A 17,307-nucleotide genomic window follows, 5' to 3' on the forward strand; every position below is an offset into this window, starting at 1 on the left:
CTCGAAATGCACCGCATACCAGGTGAAAGCCATCCCGCGAGGCCGCGGCGGCGGGCCACGGCGCGACGGCCGAGCGAGCGGCCCAGGCCGCCGAGCAGCACCATCGGGAGGCCGATCATGAGCAGGTTGCCGAGCGGGCTGGTGGCAACGCCAGAGGATGCGATCTAGAAGCTGCTGCCGAACAGCACCAGGGCCGATGTGTGGGCCGTCAGCGACCGGTGCCAGGCATCCGGAGAGGCGCGCGGGGCGGCAGCAGTGGTTCGGGTTGACGATCGCGATCTCGCTGCCGCTGGTGCTGGGCGCGAAGCTGGAAGTCGAGAAACCGGCCCGACGGCGAGGCCCTGGCGGTGCTTCGGCTGCCAGATCGGTCGGTACCGCGGCGTGGCCTTCCCGAACGCCGGGCCGGGAACGGCGGGCCGGAAGCTGTCCCGTTGTCGGCCTTCTCAAACCCGCGGCGGGATGACAAGCTGCTCAGCAGCCGGTCGCCTCCGCACCGGTTCGCACGATGACAACGTTGTCAGCCCTGGAGGTAGCGCGTCCATGTGGTCGCAGAAGAGACGGGCGGCCGCGATCGCGGCGGCGGGCTTCGTGGTGGCCGGGCTGGTGTCCGGCACCCCGGCGAGCGCGGCCGCGGCGGATCCGGTGTCGCTGGTCAATCCGTTCGTCGGCACGCAGAACTTCGGCAACACCTTCCCCGGAGCCAGCGCACCCTTCGGCATGGTGCAGGTCAGTCCCGACACCGGCGGCCAAGGCGGCTACGACTACCAGCAGAACTCGATCTACGGCTTCAGCCAGACGCACCTCTCCGGCGTCGGCTGCGGCGTGATGGGCGAGCTGCCGGTCATGCCGACCACCGGCGCCGTCGATTCCGTCGACAAGAACTCCTACAAATCCGAGTACAGCCACGACGACGAGAAGGCCGAACCCGGCTACTACCGTGTCGGGCTGAAGAAGTACGGCGTCAACGCCGAGCTGACCGCCACCCCGCGCACCGGCTGGCAGCGGTACACCTTCCCCTCGACCGGCCAGGCCAACGTGCTGTTCAACACCGGCCAGGCGAACCAGTCCGTGAAGGATTCCGAGATCCACGTCGTCGGCGACCGGACCCTCGAGGGTCGCGTGCGCGCGGGCGGCTTCTGCGCCGGGCACGACGAGCACACCGTCTACTTCACCGCCACTTTCGACCGTCCGTTCGCCTCGTACGGCACCTGGCGCGGCACCACCCGCACCGCGGGCAGCCGCGACGCCGCCGGCACCGGCGGCAACGGCGCGTGGGTCAGCTTCGACGCTGCCACTGACCACGATGTCGTCCTGAAAGTAGGCCTCTCGTACACCGGTCTCGCTGGTGCGCGGGACAATCTCGCGAAAGAAACCGGCGACAGCTACGACTTCGACGCCACCCGCGCCGCCCTGCGCAAGCAGTGGGCGGACCGGCTCGGCGCGATCAAGATCAGCGGCGGCACCGTCGAACGGCAGACCGCTTTCTACACCGCGCTCTACCACGCGCAGCTGCATCCGAACCTGGCTGGCGACCTCAGCGGCGACTACGCCGGTTTCGACGGCAAGGTTCACCGCGCTGACGGGTACACGCCGTATCAGAACTTCTCGCTGTGGGACACCTACCGTCCGCAGAACCAGTTGCTCGAAATGCTGGAACCGCAGGTGGCCCGAGACGTCGCGCTCTCGGTCGTAGCGATCGGCCGCGACGGCGGCTGGCTGCCGAGATGGGCGCTGGCGGGCAGCGAAACCAACATCATGACCGGCGACCCGGTGACGCCGTTCCTCGTCGAGGCCTGGTCGAAGGGTTTGCTGGCCGGCCACGAGGACGAGGCGTACGCGCTGCTCAAGAAGAACGCGACCACCACGCCGCCCGCCGATTCGCCGTACAACGGGCGCTCCGGCGTGAATTACTACAACGACCGCGGTTACATCCCGAGCGGACTCACGCTCGGCAAGGACTGCGCGGCCAAGGGCGGCGACAACGACTGCGAGCATCCGACCTCGGCGACCATGGAGTACTCCGCCGCCGACGCCGCGCTCGCGTTGATGGCCAAGGGATTGGGCCATCAGGAAGACGCGCGCATGTTCGCCGACCGCGGCCAGTGGTACCGCAACGTCTGGAACGCCGCGGACAAGCAGTTCCGCCCGCGCACCACTGACGGCACCTGGCTCACGCCGTACAACCCGGTCGACGCCGACCACCAGTTCCACGAAGGCGGCGCCTACCAGTACCAATGGCTCGTCCCGCAGGATCCGGCCGGGCTCGCCGACCTGATGGGCGGCAAGCAGGCGACCGAAAAACGGCTCGACTCCTTCTTCGCCTACGACAACCTGCTCAAGGACCCGGCGGGCACCACGCGCAACGACTGGATCGCCAGCCCGTACGACTACTACGCCAAGGCCACCTACAACCCCAACAACGAGCCCGACCTGCTGTCCCCGTACATGTACAACTGGGTCGGCGCGCCGGCGAAGACCGCGACCGTCGTCCGCGCGGCGATGACGCTGTTCACCACCGGCCCGGACGGCATGACCGGCAACGACGACCTCGGCACGATGTCCGCCTGGTACGTCTTCTCCTCGCTCGGTCTCTACCCGACGATGAGCGGCGCGAACTTCCTCGCGGTGTCCAGTCCCCAGTTCGACTCGGCGACCGTCCAGATCGGACAGTACGAGGGCAGGCAAGGCGGCACGCTCACCGTCACCGCGCCCGGCGCGAGCGACACGAACCGTTACGTACAAAGCGTTTCGCTCAACGGCCGGGACGTCCGGCAGACCTGGCTCGACTGGTCCGCAGTCTCGCACGGCGGCGAACTCGCCTACCAGGTCGGTGCGACACCGTCCTCCTGGGGCACCCAGCCGGGCACGGAACCGCCGTCGGTGAACAAGGCGACCGGCGATCTGCGCCGGCAGGTGGACGCGACGCTGCGGCCGAGTTCGGTCGTGCTGCCCCAGCAATCGGCGGCGCAGACTGTCCACTTGAACCTCGACGTGCTCGGCCAGAATCCCGGCGCCCAGCCGGTTTTCGTGACCTCGTCGGCACCGTCCGGCTGGCAGGTGCGGACCGAACCGCTGCAGCTGTTGTGGTCCTCCCAGCTGCCGACGCAGAAGACCGCGCCGGTCACGGTGACCGTTCCGGCCAATACCCCGGTCGGCACGTACTCGGTGCAGCTCAAGGCCTCCGGGCCGGGAGCGAATACTGTCACCCGCACCGCGAGCATCGAAGTCCGCGAACCGACGGTGTGTGCGACGACGTCCGGAACCCAGTGCGCGGTCGATCTCAGCCACGACCGCAACCACGACGGGACCGCGACCGTCGCGGCGTCCACGGAGGGCAACTTCGACGGCAGCGGCTGGAGTTACGACGCTGACCTGATGCCGCCAGCCGGACCTTTCGTCCACAATGGAGTCACCTACGCGGCGCCGGATCCCACTGGCACCGCGGTGAACTTCGTGGAAGCACGCGGGCAATCGCTGCTGCTGCCCGCCGGAAAGCACCAGGCGATGCAGCTGATCGGCTCGTCGCACAACGGCCCGGTGTCCACCTCGCTGACCGTGCACTACAGCGACGGCTCCAGCGCGGATCTTCCGGTGACGTTCGGCGACTGGGCCGGTTCGACGCCGTCCGGCACGACTGTCGTGCTCGACATGCCGCACCGCATCAAGGCGGGCAGCGGTATCGACGGCCCGCCGGTGCGGCTGTTCGGCCTCACCTCCACAGTGGACGGCGCCAAGACCGTCCAGTCGGTGAGCCTGCCGAACGACCCGCGCGTGCAGCTCTACGCGATCACCCTGGCCTGAGCCCGGCCGGGTTCGCCGGTTCCCTCCCCTGCGTCCGGCGAACCCGGCCACCCCCAGTCCCCCGCAAGCCTCAGGCGGCCGCGGGCACCGCCGCGACCCGGCCCATCGCCTCGCCGTAACACGCCTCGAACGAATCCAAACTGGACTCCAGCGCGTGCCCGGCGATCATCTTGCCGCTCGCTGCCCCCATCCGTGCCAACGTCGCCGGGTCGGCGACGACTGCGCGCAGCCGTTCGGCCAGCTCCTCCACGTTGCCCGGTTCGAACAGCCAGCCGTTGTAGCCCGGGCGGCACAAGTGCGGCAGCGCCATCGCGTCCGCGACCACCACCGGCTTCCCCGCCGCCATCGCCTCCATCGTCGCGAGGCTCTGCAGTTCGGCGATGCCCGGCATGCAGAAGACGTCCGCGGCCGCGTAGGCGTCCAGCAAGTCCTCTTCGGACACGAACCCGCGGAACCGCACCCGGTCGGCGATCCCCAGCTCGGCGGTCAGCTTTTCCCACTCCGCCCGGCACGAACCGTCACCGATGAGCTCCGCCCGCAAACCGGGCACGAGCGCGACCGCGCGCAACAGCTCGTCGACGCGCTTCTCTTCGTCGAGCCGACCGACGAACAACACCGTCGGATCGCCGGACGAGCGCGACACGGTACGCGACCGGTAGCGGTCGATGTCGATACCGCACGACACCGGGATCGCACGCTTCGGGAAACCGTTGTCGTGCAACAGTTCCACCGCACGCGGGGTCGGCGCGGTGACGACGCGGGCCGAAGAGAACACGCGCGTCAGGTCGCGCCACGCCCACCGCGAGGCCGCGCCGCGCAGCCATTCCGGCACTCGTACGTGGCCGAACAGGTTTTCCGGCATGAAGTGGTTCGTCGCCACCGCCGGGACGCCCATCGCGGCGGCGTGCTTCAGCACGTACCTGCCGACCACGAAATGCGCCTGGACGTGGACAAGGTCCGGCTGCAACTCCTCCAGCAGCGCAGCGACGTCCTTGCTCACCTCCCAGGGCAGGCCGATCCGGAAGGTCCGGTGGAACGGGGTGCGGTGCGACCGGACGCGGTGCACCACGACGTCGCCGTCTCTTTCGGTGCGCGCCGGGCCCTCCGGGTCGACGCTGATCACGTGGACCTCGTGGCCGCGGCCGGCGAGTCCGGCGGACAGCCGGTACGCGAACTGCGCCGCGCCGTTGACGTCCGGCGGATAGGTTTCGGCGGCGACCACGATGCGCAAAGCCCGGTCGTCGTTCACAGGGTGCTCCGATCTGGTGGAGTGAACAGGAGAAGAACTGCCGCGGCTCAGCACCGCGACGCCGCCGACCGCCAACACGGCCGCGGTCAGCGCGACCGCGGTCGCCATGGGGTCGAGATGGGTGGCTTCGCCGAGCACCCCGGCGCCGAGACCCACCGCGACCAGCGGGTCCACGACGGTCAAGCACGCGACGGCGAGATGCGGCGGGCCGCACCGGTAGGACAGCTGCACGAGCCAGCCGCCGACCACCAGCGCCGTCACCATCGCGGCGACGGACACCGCGGTGCTGAAGTCGACGGTGCCGTCGCGGACTTCGAGGGAAACCGCTCGCATCAATACCGAAACGAAGCCGTAGGCAGCGCCGCCGGCCGCGCCGAAACACAGTCCGCGGATCGACGGACGGGAAGCGAGCGCGCCGACCAGCGTCAGCAGCGCCACGACCCCCAGCACCAGCAATGCCGCCCGCGTTTGCGCGTCGGCGCCGACCGCGGTGCTCGTGGTGCTGCCCGCGGCGACGGTCACGAACGTCCCGACGCCGAGCATCGTGACCGCGACCGCGGGAAGATCCCGCCGCCTCCGGTCGAGAATCGCGGTGATCGCCACGGCGATCACCCCGACCGGCTGCACGACGGTCAGCGGAGCCATCCCCAGCGCGACCGCGTGGACGCCCGCCCCCGAACCGAGCAGGGCCAGCCCGCCGAGCCAGCGCGGCGCCCGGATCAGCTCCCCGAGCCGCGTGCGACCGGCCAGCCCGGTCACCACGCCGTGCTGCAGAAGTGCGCCGGAGGAAAAGAAAACCGCGCCGACCAGGGCAAGCGCAATGGCGAGAATCGTCATGAGGCCACCTCGGCTCGCGCCATCGCGGTGACGGCGAAAAGCTGTGCGTAGAGCAGGGCGTACAGCACTCGTTCGAACAACCCCAGGAATTCGGGCACGGACTGTTCCAGCAATGGCGCGTGCGCCAGCAGAAAGGCGAGCGAAGCGACACCGGAGGCCAGCGAAAGCCAGCGCACCGCCTTCGCTTCCGGCCGGCGGCGTGCCAGCAGCCATCCCGCCAGCGGCAGGCACACGAACATCGCCGCACCGGCATATCGGTGCACCGCACCGGAAAACGACGTCTCGACGCCGGTCGGATCAGTCGGGAAGAACGTCGCGACGACCAATCCGGCCGCCCACAACACGATCAGCACCGACTCCGGGCTGCGGCTCGGCAACCCCTGCTTGAGCAGTGCGTGCCGGACGGCCAGCGACGCGCCGGCCAACCCGAGCGAAGCCGCCGCCAGCAGCACTGCTCCGCCGGGCGGGAAAACGTAGTCGCTGATGACGTCGCGGACCGGGTCGACGACGCCCGCCGCGACCAGGTGCAACAGGAAGATCGGCACCAGCGAGAAAGCCAAGGCCGCGGTGGCGATCACCGGCACCGTCGCCCTGGCTTTCCGCGTTATGAGGGTCACATCGATCAGCATGCTGGCGGTCGTGACCGCCCGGCATCGGGGAACACCCTGAGATGCACCCCGGGAATCCGCAGCCGGTCCAGGGCCTCTCCCGGCCGGATCGGACCGGGCGCGCGCTTCGGGTTCGCCGTCGGCGAGGCCGGACAAACTGCCTCAAACGCGACCCGAATAGGACGTTATACACCGGCCGGCGCGGCGTGATCATACTGTCCTTTGTGGACTTTCGGGTCCCTCACCCGGGTGGATGTTGGTTCCACCGGGTGAGGCCGCGAGCCGCCGCCCTCGCCCTGCTGACGGCGCGAAACCGGGCGGTGGCACGCCGCGTTCGCCGGGCGCGGCGCGGTTGCCGGTGCCCGGGCCCCGTGTTCAGATCCCCGCGAACCCAGCCAAAGGAGCGCAATTCCCATGCAGAGGGCACTCGTCAAGGCGGTCGTCGGGGCCGCAGCCGTCATCGCGCTGGTCAGCGCGTGCGGGTCGGGCGGATCGAACACCTCGTCCGGATCCGGAGCGTCCGGGCAGAACACCGCCCAGTCCAGCGGAGCCGCACAGCCGAGCGGAGCCGCGCAGTCCGGCGAAGCCGGGCAGAACGGCGCGTCCGGCCAGAACGGAGCCCCCGGGCAGAACAGCCCGGCCGCACAAGCGGTCACCGCGGCGATCCAGCAGGCCTCGCAGGCCTCGCCGATCAAGTTCGAGCCGGAGAAGGCGGAACTGACCGGCCAGGCCAAGGAAGGCCTCGCCGCGATCGCGAAAGCCATGCAGGGCAACGACGTCAAGCTGAAGGTCGAGACCCACGCCGGCTACCCGGACGCGGAGAAGGCCAAGAAGCTGTCCGAGCAGCGCGCTGAGGCGATCACCTCCGCGCTCGAGGCCGACGGCGTCGCCAAGGACCGCGTGCAGGCCGAGCCGAGCGGAAGCGAAAAGGCGCAGGGCGACCAGGCGTTGGACACGCAGCTCAGCGTCGCTTCGTGACCCGTGCCCCGTCCCCCCGCCGGCATTACCTGGTCGGGCCGAGCGGCTATCCGAACTTCGGCGACGAACTGATCGCCGCCGCTTGGATCCGCCGCTTGGCCCGCACCGAACCGGACGCCGAAGTCTGGCTCGACACGCATTCTCCGGGACCGGCGCAGCATTTGTTCGGCGACCTGCACCCGCGTTTGCGCTGCACGGACACCTTGTGGCGGCTGTGCGGCGAAGCGCCGTCGGACGATCCGTGGGAAGTCGCGTCCTGGGTGCAGGCCGCGGTGCACGACCCCGGTCGGGCGCCGCGCTGGGACGCGGGCATCGAGCTGCTCGGCCGGCTCGACGTCGTGCACTTGATCGGCGGCGGCTATGTCAACGCGCTGTGGCCCCGGCACCTCGGACTGGTCGCCGGGGCCGCGGCGGCCGCGCAGCGTTCCGGTGCGCGCTCGGCGATGACCGGGCAGGGCTTCATCCCGTTCTCCGCAGGCGCGGCCGGGCTGTTGCGCACGCTCGCCGAGCGGTTCGACGTCGTCGACGTCCGCGACGATCCGTCCGGCGAACTCCTGCACGGCGTCCCGGGCGTCACCCGGACCTGCGACGACGTCTTCCTCGACCCGCATCCGCCGACGACGCCGACGACACGCGAGTTCGTGCTGTGCATGCAGTCGGACATCGGCGCCGAGCAGCCGTCCGTGCTCGCCGCGCAGGTGCTCGACCTGGTGCGCGCGTGGCGGCTCCCGCCGGCCGAACTCGCTGTGGTGGAAGGGATTCCTCGCGTCGACCGCGAGGTTTTCGCGTTGCTGGAGCACGAACTGCCCGGCGCGGAATTCCATCCGTTCCGCGACGTATGGCAGCGCGGCCTTCCGCTCGCGCCAGGGCAGACCTGGATCTCCAGCCGCTTCCACCTGCACCTGGTCGCCGCCGCGGCGGGCGCGACAGGCGTGGCCGTCGACGTTTCGCCGGAGTACTACACCACGAAACACCGGAGTCTCATCGAACTCGGTTCCGGGTGGACGCTCGTGGCCGCCGGCGCCGAGAAGCCGCCGGAACGCCCTTCCGGCACCGGATTTCCGGCGCACGTCCTGCATCACTGCGCGAATCTGAAGCGCTCGGTCGCCGAAGCCGTGTACGGCCCGGAATTGCCGAAGACCCGCACCCGGTGGCCGCGGCTCAGTTGAGCGCGCCGCGGCTCTGATCGGCGAGCGCGCCGAGCCCGATGCACACCGCACCGGCGAGGAACAGGAGCGAAACACCCCAGGTCGCGTGCGTCGCGGAGGCTTCCACGATCGCCAGCGCGGCGAGCGGCGCGAGCCCGCCGGACACCGCTCCCCCGACCTCGCGGCCGGTGCCGAGGCCGGTCGAGCGGACCTCCGCCGGGAACTGTTTGGCCAGGAACGCGCCCTGCGCCGACAGCATCGCCGGAACCACGATGCCGGTCGCCAGCACGAGACCGAGCCAGATGAACCAGCTGGTGCCGGTGTCGAGAAGCCAGAAGAACGGGAACGCCAGCAACCCGGTGGCCACCGCCCCGGCGACCACGACCTTCTTCGCCCCGACGCGGTCGCTGAGCCATCCGGCGATCGGCACCGTCACGATCGCCATCCCGCTCGCGATGCTGATGCCCAGCGCACCGATATTCGCCGGGACACCGCGGAAATTCGTCAGGTAGGCGAGCGAGAAGGTCTTGAACACATAGCTGACGCCGTTGTAGCCGATAGTGATCACCATGACCACCGTCAGCGCGCGCCAGTCGCTGCGGAACAGCTTCACCAGCGGCCGGTTCGCCCACCCGCGAGGGCGATTTTTCTTGCTGCGCACCAGGTTCTCGAACTCCGGGGTTTCCGGCACCCGGCGGCGCACCCACAGGCCGACGCCGACGAGCAGGAAGCTCGCCAGGAACGGGATCCGCCAGCCGAAGCCGTGCAGGAACTCTTTGTCCAAAGTGGTCAGTCCGGCGACGGCGAGCGAGGAGACGAGCAGCCCGACGTTCACGCCCAGCGCGGGCCACGAACCTTGCCGCCCGCGTTTCCGCGGATCAGCGTGCTCGTACGCGACCGCGATCGCGCCGCCGAATTCCGCGCCCGCACCGAGTCCTTGCAGCAGCCGCAGCACGACGAGCAGCACTGGCGCGACAAGGCCGGCGCTCGCGTAACTCGGCAGCAGGCCGATCCCCGCCGAGGAGACGCCCATCAGCACGAACGTCCACGACAGCACCTTTTTGCGGCCGATCCGGTCGCCGAGCGCGCCGAACACGATGCCGCCGACCGGCCGGGCCAGGAACCCGACGGCGAACGTCGCGACCGAGGCCATGGTCGCGGCCGCGTCGTTGCCGGGCGGGAAGAACACGTGGCCGAACACCAGCGCGGCCATCGACGCGTAGAGGTAGAAATCGAACCACTCGAGCGCGGAGCCGACGACCACCGCCGCCCCGACTCCGCGCGGGGCTTTCCGGATCGTTCCGACGCTGTCGTGCACAACACTGGGCATGGTCCTGCTCTCCGGAACTGGGGCACGGGCGAGCGGAAGCCAGCCGGCGCGCGCCGTTGCGTGCGTATTTGAGAACGCTTGATGCGTATATCCGGATGCTAAGAGACCGCGAACACACCGGTCAAGGGTCTTCGGGAATTCGGCTCAGCCCCGGCGCGAGGCTTCCCAGCGCTTCACGACCGCCGACGTGATGTCGGCCAGCGCGTCGCCGATCTCGGGCAGGCGGCCGGAAATCCGGGTGGTCGGGCCCGCGACCGCGATGGCCGCGACGACCTCTCCGTCGACCAGGATCGGCCGCGCCGCGGCGCTTACGTCGGGCAGGGTTTCGCCGCGGTTGAGCGCGACGCCCTTGGCGCGGACGGTGTCGAGTTCGTCCATCGCGGCCTGCACGCGATCCTCGTCCGGGAGCACCGACTTCAGGTACGCCTCACGCCGGCGCGCCGACCAGTACGCGAGGAAAATCTTGCCCGCACTCGGCGGGTACAGCGGCCGCCGGGTGCGCAGCGGCGCGGAGTAGCGGATCGGCTGCTCGGACTCGACGGCGTCCACGTAGATCAGCGAATCGCCGACCGCGGCGCCGAGCATCACCGTCTCGCCGAACCGGCGGCGCAGCTCCTCCAAGGCGGGCCGGGCCGCGGTCGCGATGCCGGGCAGGCCGCCGGTGAGCAGGTTCCCCAGCGCCGGGCCGAGCCGGTAGGTTCCGTCGGTCTCGACCAGATAGCCGGTCGACACCAGGCCTTTGACCAGGCCGAACACCGAGGATTTCGGCGCGTCGAGCGCGACGGCCAGCTCGTGCAGCCGCATCCCGGGCTGCCGTGCGACACACTCGAGGATGCTGGTGACGCGACCGACTGTGCGGTGCGCCTTGGCAGTCGATTCGGTCACGGCAGCCTCCCCTGCGTTCGCAGATACGAACCCTATCGCGGCCACCGCCCCGGACGGCGCTTGACCCGACGCGCGCGCCGTTCTACGTTGAACGTATATCCGAACTTAGCGTTCTCATATACGCACGATGGAGAGCAGCACCGTGGACTTCCAGCTGAGCCAAGACCAGGAGGACATCCGGCGCGCCGTGCGCGAGCTGGCCGCCCGGTTCCCCGACGAGTACTGGGCGCGGCACGACGAACGCGCGGAGTTCCCGCGCGAGTTCTACGACGCGTTCGCCGAGGCGGGCTGGCTCGGCATGGCGATCCCGGAGCAGTACGGCGGCGGCGGGCTCGGCATCCTCGAAGCCGCGCTGCTGCTGGAAGAAGTGGCCGCGTCCGGCGCAGGGATGAACGGGTGCAGCACGATGCACCTGACGATCTTCGGGCTGAACACGATCGTCAAGCACGGCAGCGAGGAAATGCGGCGGGAGATCCTGCCCGGCGCGGTCGACGGTTCGCTGCACGTCTGCTTCGGCGTGACCGAACCGGACGCGGGCACGGACACCACGCGGATCTCCACCTTCGCCCGGCGCGACGGCGATTCCTACATCGTGCACGGCCGGAAGGTCTGGATCACCAAGGCAGGCCAGTCGCAGAAAATGGTGCTGATCGCCCGCACCACGCCGCGCGACGAGGTCGAAAAGCCGACCGACGGCATGTCGCTGTTCGTCGTGGACATCGAGTCCGACGCGGTGCAATTGCGAGCGATCCCCAAGCTCGGACGCAACGCGGTGTCGTCCTACGAGGTGCTGATCGACGGCCTTCGGGTGCCGGAATCCGCGCGCGTCGGCGAGGAGGGCAAGGGCTTCCGGTACCTGCTCGACGGGCTCAACCCGGAGCGCATCCTGCTCGCGCACGAGGCGCTCGGCATCGGCCGGGCGGCACTGCGGCGGGCAGTTCGCTATGCCGGGGAACGGCAGGTGTTCGGCCGTCCGATCGGGCAGAACCAGGGGCTGGCGTTCCCGCTCGCCGAGGCCGCGACGCGGCTCGACGCGGCGGAGCTGATGGCGCGCAACGCCGCCTGGCGCTACGACCGCGGACTGTCCTGCGGCAAGGAGGCGAACATGGCGAAATGGCTGTGCGCGGACGCCGGGTTCCAGGCCGCCGACCAGGCGATCCAGACCCACGGCGGGATGGGGTACGCGCGGGAGTACCACGTCGAGCGTTACTTCCGGGAGGCACGGCTGCTGCGGCTCGCCCCGATCAGCCAGGAAATGGTGCTGAACTACGTGTCCCAGCACGTGCTCGGGCTGCCGAGGTCCTACTGATGGGCGCGCTCGACGGGCTGCGGGTGCTGGACCTTTCGCGGGTGCTGGCCGGGCCGTACTGCACGCAGATGCTGGCCGACCACGGAGCCGAGGTGATCAAGGTCGAATCGCCCTCGGGCGACGAGACGCGCGGGTGGGGGCCGCCGTTCCTCGCCGAGGGGACCAGCGCTTACTACGCGAATCTCAACCGGGGCAAGAAGAACATCGTGCTCGATCTGTCCGGTCCGGACGGTCGCGAACTGCTCGGCACGCTGCTGGCCGGCGCGGACGTGGTGGTGGAGAACTTCAAGGCGGGCACGCTCGCGCGCTGGGGCTGGCCGGACGAGACGATCCGGTCGGCGTATCCGGCACTGATCCATTGCCGGATCACGGGATTCGGCACGGACGGGCCACTCGGCGGACTGCCTGGGTACGACGCGGTGTTGCAGGCTTACGGCGGGCTGATGAGCGTGAACGGCGAAGCTGACGGGCCGCCGCTGCGCATCGGGGTGCCGGTGGTCGACGTCGTGACCGGGGTGCTCGGGTTTTCCGGGATCCTGCTGGCGCTGCACGAACGGGAGCGGTCCGGGCTCGGGCAGCTGGTGGACTGTTCGTTGCTGGACACTGTGATCAGCTTGCTGCATCCACATTCCGCGGCTTGGCTCGCCGACGGCGCGGTGCCGCGGCGGACCGGTTCGGCGCATCCGTCGATCGCGCCGTACGAGACTTTTCCGACTGCGGACGGGCTGTTCTTCGTCGGCGCGGGGAACGACCGGCAGTTCGCCGCGCTGGTCGACGTGCTCGGCGCGCCTGAGCTGGCTTCCGATCCGCGGTTCGCTTCCAATGCCGGCCGGGTCGGCAATGTCACTGCGCTGCGGGCCGAGCTGACTGTCTTGATCGGACAGTACAAACGGGACGCTTTGGCTGAGTTGCTGCTGGCCAAGGGAGTTCCGGCGTCTCCGGTGCACGATATCGCGGAGGCGATGAACGCCCCGCAGGTGCGGCATCGGGAGATGGTGGTGGAGCGGGACGGGTATCGCGGGGTCGGAGTGCCGGTGAAGCTCGGCCGCACGCCGGGCCGCGCCGCCGATTCGCCCCGCCTTCCGGGGGCGGACACGAGGGAAGTTCTTGCGGCGGCTGGCCTGTCTGGCGAAGAGGTGGAGAGGGCGCTGGCGAAGGGGGCGGCGTACACCAGGCTTGCGTAGGTGGCTTGTGAGTGTTTATCCCGGTTCTAACCGGGATAAACACTCACAAGCCCTCACTGCCAGGGACGGACCGGCGTTCCCCGCCACCGGGTGCGCTCCGGGAGCGTCTCCCCCGCCATCACCAGCGAACCCGACCCGACGGTCGCGCCGTCGGAAACCCCGCTGCCCGGCAGCTGGAACGCGCGCGGGCCGAGGGTCGCGCCGGCACCGAGGCGGACCGGGTCGAGCCGCATGACGCGGTCGTGGAACAGGTGCGTCTGCAGCACGCAGCCGCGGTTCACCACGGCGCCGTCGCCGAGGCGGACGAGGTCCGTTTCCGGCAGCCAGTAGCTCTCGCACCAGACACCGCGACCGATCCGGGCGCCGAGGGTCCGCAGCCACCAGTTCAGCACCGGCGTGCCAAGGAACGATCCGGCGAACCACGGAACGGCGAGCGTCTCGACGAACGTGTCGTACAGCTCGTTCCGCCACACGAACGCGCTCCACAGTGGATGGCGTCCCGGCCGGAAGCGGCCCACCAGTGTCCATTTCACCAGCGTCGTGAGCAGCGCGGCGAAGAGACCGGCCGAGACGAACACCGCGGGCGCGAGGGCGGCGGCGACCCAGAAGCCGTCCGCGATGTCCACTCCGGTGAGTACCGCGGTGACCGCGAGTCCGAGCAGGCCCGCGATGAGCAGCGGTGCGATCCGGCAGGACTCGACCAACGCGCGGGCCAGCTTCAACCGGTGCGGCGGCGCGAAAGTGCGGGCCGGGTCGACGGCATCGGCAGTCCGGCGCAGCTCCAACGCCGGCCGGCCGAGCCAGGACGTGCCGTCGGGGACCTCCGTCGGGGTGTCGGACAGAACGCCGACCAGCGAGCCCGAGCCGAGCTTCCTTTCCGGACCGACGACCGCGGAGTTGCCGACGAACGCGCGTTCGCCGACCTCCGAAACGCCCAGCCGGACCCAGCCGCGGTCGAGTTCGTACGGGGCGGCGAGGACGTCGTCGGCGAGGAACGCGCCGTCCCGTACGCGCAGCAGCGACGGCAGACTGAGCACAGTGGACAGTTCGACGTCGCGGCCGATCCGCGCGCCCAGCAGGCGCATCCAGGCCGGAGTCGCGAGCGCGGCGTAGAGCGGGAACAGCTGCCGCCGCGCGATTTCCAGCAGTTCGTGCACGAACCAGGCCGCCCAGCCCGCCCGGCTCAGCACCGGATAAACGCCCGGCCGGACGGCCCGGCCGGCCAGCCGCACGAGCAGGACGATCGTCAAGGCGTACACCACGATTCCGGCGAAGACGAGCAGCGGCGTCCACGGCAGGATCGCCAGCGCGGCGCCGCGCGGATCGTCCGCCGCCGGGATCAGCAGGAGCGCGACCAGCATCAGCGGAACCGCGGACACGACCAGGAACACCGACCGCAGCGTCCCGCCCAGCGCGAACGCCAGCGAGTACCGCTTCGCCCGCGGGGCCGCCTCGGCCGGCCGCGACGGACGTTCGCCCGACGGCCCGGCCGGGGATCCGCCCCAGACCGCGCCGTCCGGCACGCGGGTGTCGAGCGTCGAACCGGGCAGCAGTACCGAGCCGGTGCCGAGATCCGTGCCCGGCAGCAGCGTGCTGCGACCGCCGACCCGGCCGCCGGCCCCGACCCGGACGCGGCCGATCCGCAGCACCGAGCCGTCCAGCCACCACCCGGCGAGGTCCGCCTCGGGCTCGATCGCGCATCCGTCGCCGAAGTCCGCGAGACCGCTCACCGGCGGCGGCGAGTGCAGGTCCACGCCCCGGCCGACCCGATTGCCGAGCAACCGGGCGTACGGCGCGGCGAGCGGCGTACCGGCGACTCCGGGCGGGCCGACCACGGCCGCGAACCGTTCCGCCGTCCACAGTCGCAGGTGGACGATGCCGCCGCGGCGGTACTCCCCTGGCTCGAGCTTTCCGCGCAGTACCCGCACGCCTCCCGCGGCGAGCAGCATCCGGCCCGGCGGGCTCAGCAGCACCAGCCACGCGGGCACGAGGATCCACCACGACATCCGCGGCAGCCACTGCAACGGCAGCACCAGCGAAACCAGCGAGCCGAGCAGCGACACCGAAAGCAGCCACCGCATTCCGGACAAGGCCAGCAAAACCAGCTGCACCCCGGCCTGCCACCACCCGGCGCCGCGCGCCGCGGCGACCCGCGGCTCTTCCGCCGCGGCAGTTTCGACCGGCGCTCCGGCGAGGCGTTCGTACAGCTCGCGCGGCGTCGGGCAGGAGTACACATCGGACACTGCCGCGTTCGGATACCGTTCGCGCAGCACGGAAACGAGCCGCGCGGCGGTCACACTCGATCCGCCGAGATCGAAGAAGTCGTCGTCCGGACCGGCCGCGGTCCCGAGGTGTTCGCTCCAGACCCGCGACAACCACGCCAGTTTCGGATCGGACGGCACCACCGGCGCGGCGACCGGTTCCTCCAGCGGCCACGGCAACGCGTCGCGGTCGAGCTTGCCCGACGCGCGCACCGGCAGGTCCGGCACCAAGGCCAGCCGCGGCACCAAGGCGGCCGGGAGCCGGTCCCGGAGGCGGCTGCGCGCGGCGGCGCGGTCGAGGCCATCGCCCTCCGGCACCACGTAGCCGACCAGCACCTGCGCACCGCTGTCCGTGCGACGCACTACCGTCGCGGCCGCGGCGACACCCGGCAGGGCCCGCAACGCGGCGTCGATCTCGCCCAGCTCGACGCGCCGTCCGCCGATCTTGACCTGTCCGTCCGCGCGGCCGACGAACTCCAGTCCCTCCGGCACCGCGCGCACGAGGTCGCCGCTGCGGTACCCACGGCTCCAGCCCAGCCCCGGCAGCGGCACGAACTTCTGCGCGTCCTTCGCCGCGTCGAGGTACCGGGCGAGCCCGGCGCCGCCGATGACCAGCTCGCCGCTGCGGCCCCACGGCACCGGGATGCCCGCCGGGTCCTCCGGGTCGACGACCGCGAGTTCCCACCCGTCGAGCGGCAGCCCGATCCGCACCGGTTCGCCCGCGCGCAGGCGCTGGGCGCACGCGACGACGGTGGTTTCCGTGGGGCCGTAAGTGTTCCAGATTTCCCGTTTGCCGTCGTCGAAACGCGTCACGACCTCCGGCGGGCACGCTTCGCCGCCGAGGATGAGCAACCGGACGCTGGCCAGCGTGTCCACTGGCCAGAGCGCGGCGAGCGTCGGCACCGTCGACACGACTGTGACGCCGCGCTCGACCAGCCACGGCCCGAGGTCCGCCCCCGCGCGGACGAGCGAGCGCGGAGCCGGGACGAGGCACGCGCCGTGCCGCCACGCCAGCCACATTTCCTCGCACGACGCGTCGAACGCGACACTCAGCCCCGCCAGCACGCGATCGCCCGGACCGAGCGGCCGCGAGGTGCAGAACAACCGCGCTTCAGCGTCCACAAAGGCCGCGGCCGCGCGATGCGTGACGGCGACGCCCTTGGGCTTGCCGGTGGAACCGGAGGTGAAGATGATCCACGCGTCGTCCTGCGGCTGCGGACGGACCCGCGGCCACCGCGGTCCGCGCGCAGGCGGCAATCCCGCATCGCTCAGGACCAGGCTCACTTGTGCTTCGGCCCACACTGTCTCGGCGCGGTCGGCCGGATCGTCTGCGTCGACCGGGACGTAGGCCGCTCCGGTGGAAAGAACGGCGAGAATGCCGCGGTACAGCGCCGCGGTGCCGGAAGTCATCCGGATGCCTACCCGGTCGCCCGGCAGGACCCCGGCGGCACGGAGGCGTCCGGCGAGCTCTTCGACCTGCGCGGCGAACTCGCGGTACGTCGCCCGCTCGGTTCCGTCGTCCAGCGCGAGCGAATCCGGGTGCTTGCGCACCGTTTCGGCGAAAATGTCGTAAAGCGTGCGCGCGGCGGGCGCCGGACCCGCCTGGTAAACCGCCGTCGCCCCATCGGCGAGCCTCTCGGGCGCGACTGTGCGCACCCGATCCGCGTCCAGCGTCACAGGAAAACCTCTTTCCAGGAGAACAGGAGTCACGAAACCG

At 70.6% G+C, this 17,307-nt stretch carries 10 protein-coding genes; 5 read left to right on the forward strand and 5 right to left on the reverse strand.

Annotation, left to right across the window (positions count from 1 at the left end):
* The first annotated feature begins 540 nt into the window (after positions 1-540).
* On the forward strand, positions 541-3,801 hold the full coding sequence (locus tag H5411_RS14485) for a GH92 family glycosyl hydrolase (protein WP_183124076.1): 3,261 nt from the start codon (positions 541-543) through the stop codon (positions 3,799-3,801).
* 70 nt (positions 3,802-3,871) lie between these two features.
* Here the strand turns inward: H5411_RS14485 and H5411_RS14490 are convergent, their stop codons facing one another.
* Positions 3,872-5,887, reverse strand: a complete 2,016-nt coding sequence (locus H5411_RS14490) for a glycosyltransferase (RefSeq protein ID WP_101439024.1) — start codon at positions 5,885-5,887, stop codon at positions 3,872-3,874.
* Positions 5,884-6,504, reverse strand: coding sequence for a DUF998 domain-containing protein (locus H5411_RS14495; protein ID WP_244194820.1), 621 nt, complete (start codon positions 6,502-6,504; stop codon positions 5,884-5,886). Before H5411_RS14495 ends, H5411_RS14490 begins: the two co-directional genes overlap by 4 nt.
* A gap of 405 nt (positions 6,505-6,909) precedes the next feature.
* Between H5411_RS14495 and H5411_RS14500 the strand changes: the two genes are divergently transcribed.
* Together H5411_RS14500 and H5411_RS14505 are read left to right on the forward strand one after the other, a co-directional pair.
* Positions 6,910-7,473: an OmpA family protein gene (locus H5411_RS14500; protein WP_101439022.1), complete on the forward strand. Its 564-nt coding sequence runs from the start codon at positions 6,910-6,912 to the stop codon at positions 7,471-7,473.
* On the forward strand, positions 7,470-8,642 hold the full coding sequence (locus H5411_RS14505) for a polysaccharide pyruvyl transferase family protein (protein ID WP_101439021.1): 1,173 nt from the start codon (positions 7,470-7,472) through the stop codon (positions 8,640-8,642). The genes H5411_RS14500 and H5411_RS14505 overlap by 4 nt, the downstream gene beginning before the upstream one ends.
* Here H5411_RS14505 and H5411_RS14510 read toward each other — a convergent pair.
* Both H5411_RS14510 and H5411_RS48935 read right to left on the reverse strand, forming a co-directional pair.
* Positions 8,635-9,951, reverse strand: a complete 1,317-nt coding sequence (locus tag H5411_RS14510) for an MFS transporter (protein ID WP_101439020.1) — start codon at positions 9,949-9,951, stop codon at positions 8,635-8,637. The genes H5411_RS14505 and H5411_RS14510 overlap by 8 nt on opposite strands.
* A 144-nt stretch (positions 9,952-10,095) precedes the next feature.
* Positions 10,096-10,836: an IclR family transcriptional regulator gene (locus H5411_RS48935; RefSeq protein ID WP_101439019.1), complete on the reverse strand. Its 741-nt coding sequence runs from the start codon at positions 10,834-10,836 to the stop codon at positions 10,096-10,098.
* Positions 10,837-10,963: 127 nt separating this feature from the next.
* Here H5411_RS48935 and H5411_RS14520 point away from each other — a divergent pair, with 127 nt between their 5' ends.
* Complete coding sequence (locus H5411_RS14520) at positions 10,964-12,145, forward strand: acyl-CoA dehydrogenase family protein (protein ID WP_220816941.1); 1,182 nt, start codon at positions 10,964-10,966, stop codon at positions 12,143-12,145.
* A complete protein-coding gene (locus tag H5411_RS14525; protein WP_101439018.1) occupies positions 12,145-13,329 on the forward strand; it encodes a CaiB/BaiF CoA transferase family protein in 1,185 nt (394 codons plus the stop codon). The genes H5411_RS14520 and H5411_RS14525 overlap by 1 nt, the downstream gene beginning before the upstream one ends.
* 53 nt (positions 13,330-13,382) lie before the next feature.
* Here H5411_RS14525 and H5411_RS14530 read toward each other — a convergent pair whose 3' ends face one another.
* A complete protein-coding gene (locus H5411_RS14530; RefSeq protein ID WP_183124077.1) occupies positions 13,383-17,267 on the reverse strand; it encodes a Pls/PosA family non-ribosomal peptide synthetase in 3,885 nt (1,294 codons plus the stop codon).
* Between the last annotated feature and the right edge of the window lie 40 nt (positions 17,268-17,307).

This window comes from Amycolatopsis echigonensis, from assembly GCF_014174495.1.
Lineage (GTDB): Bacteria > Actinomycetota > Actinomycetes > Mycobacteriales > Pseudonocardiaceae > Amycolatopsis > Amycolatopsis echigonensis.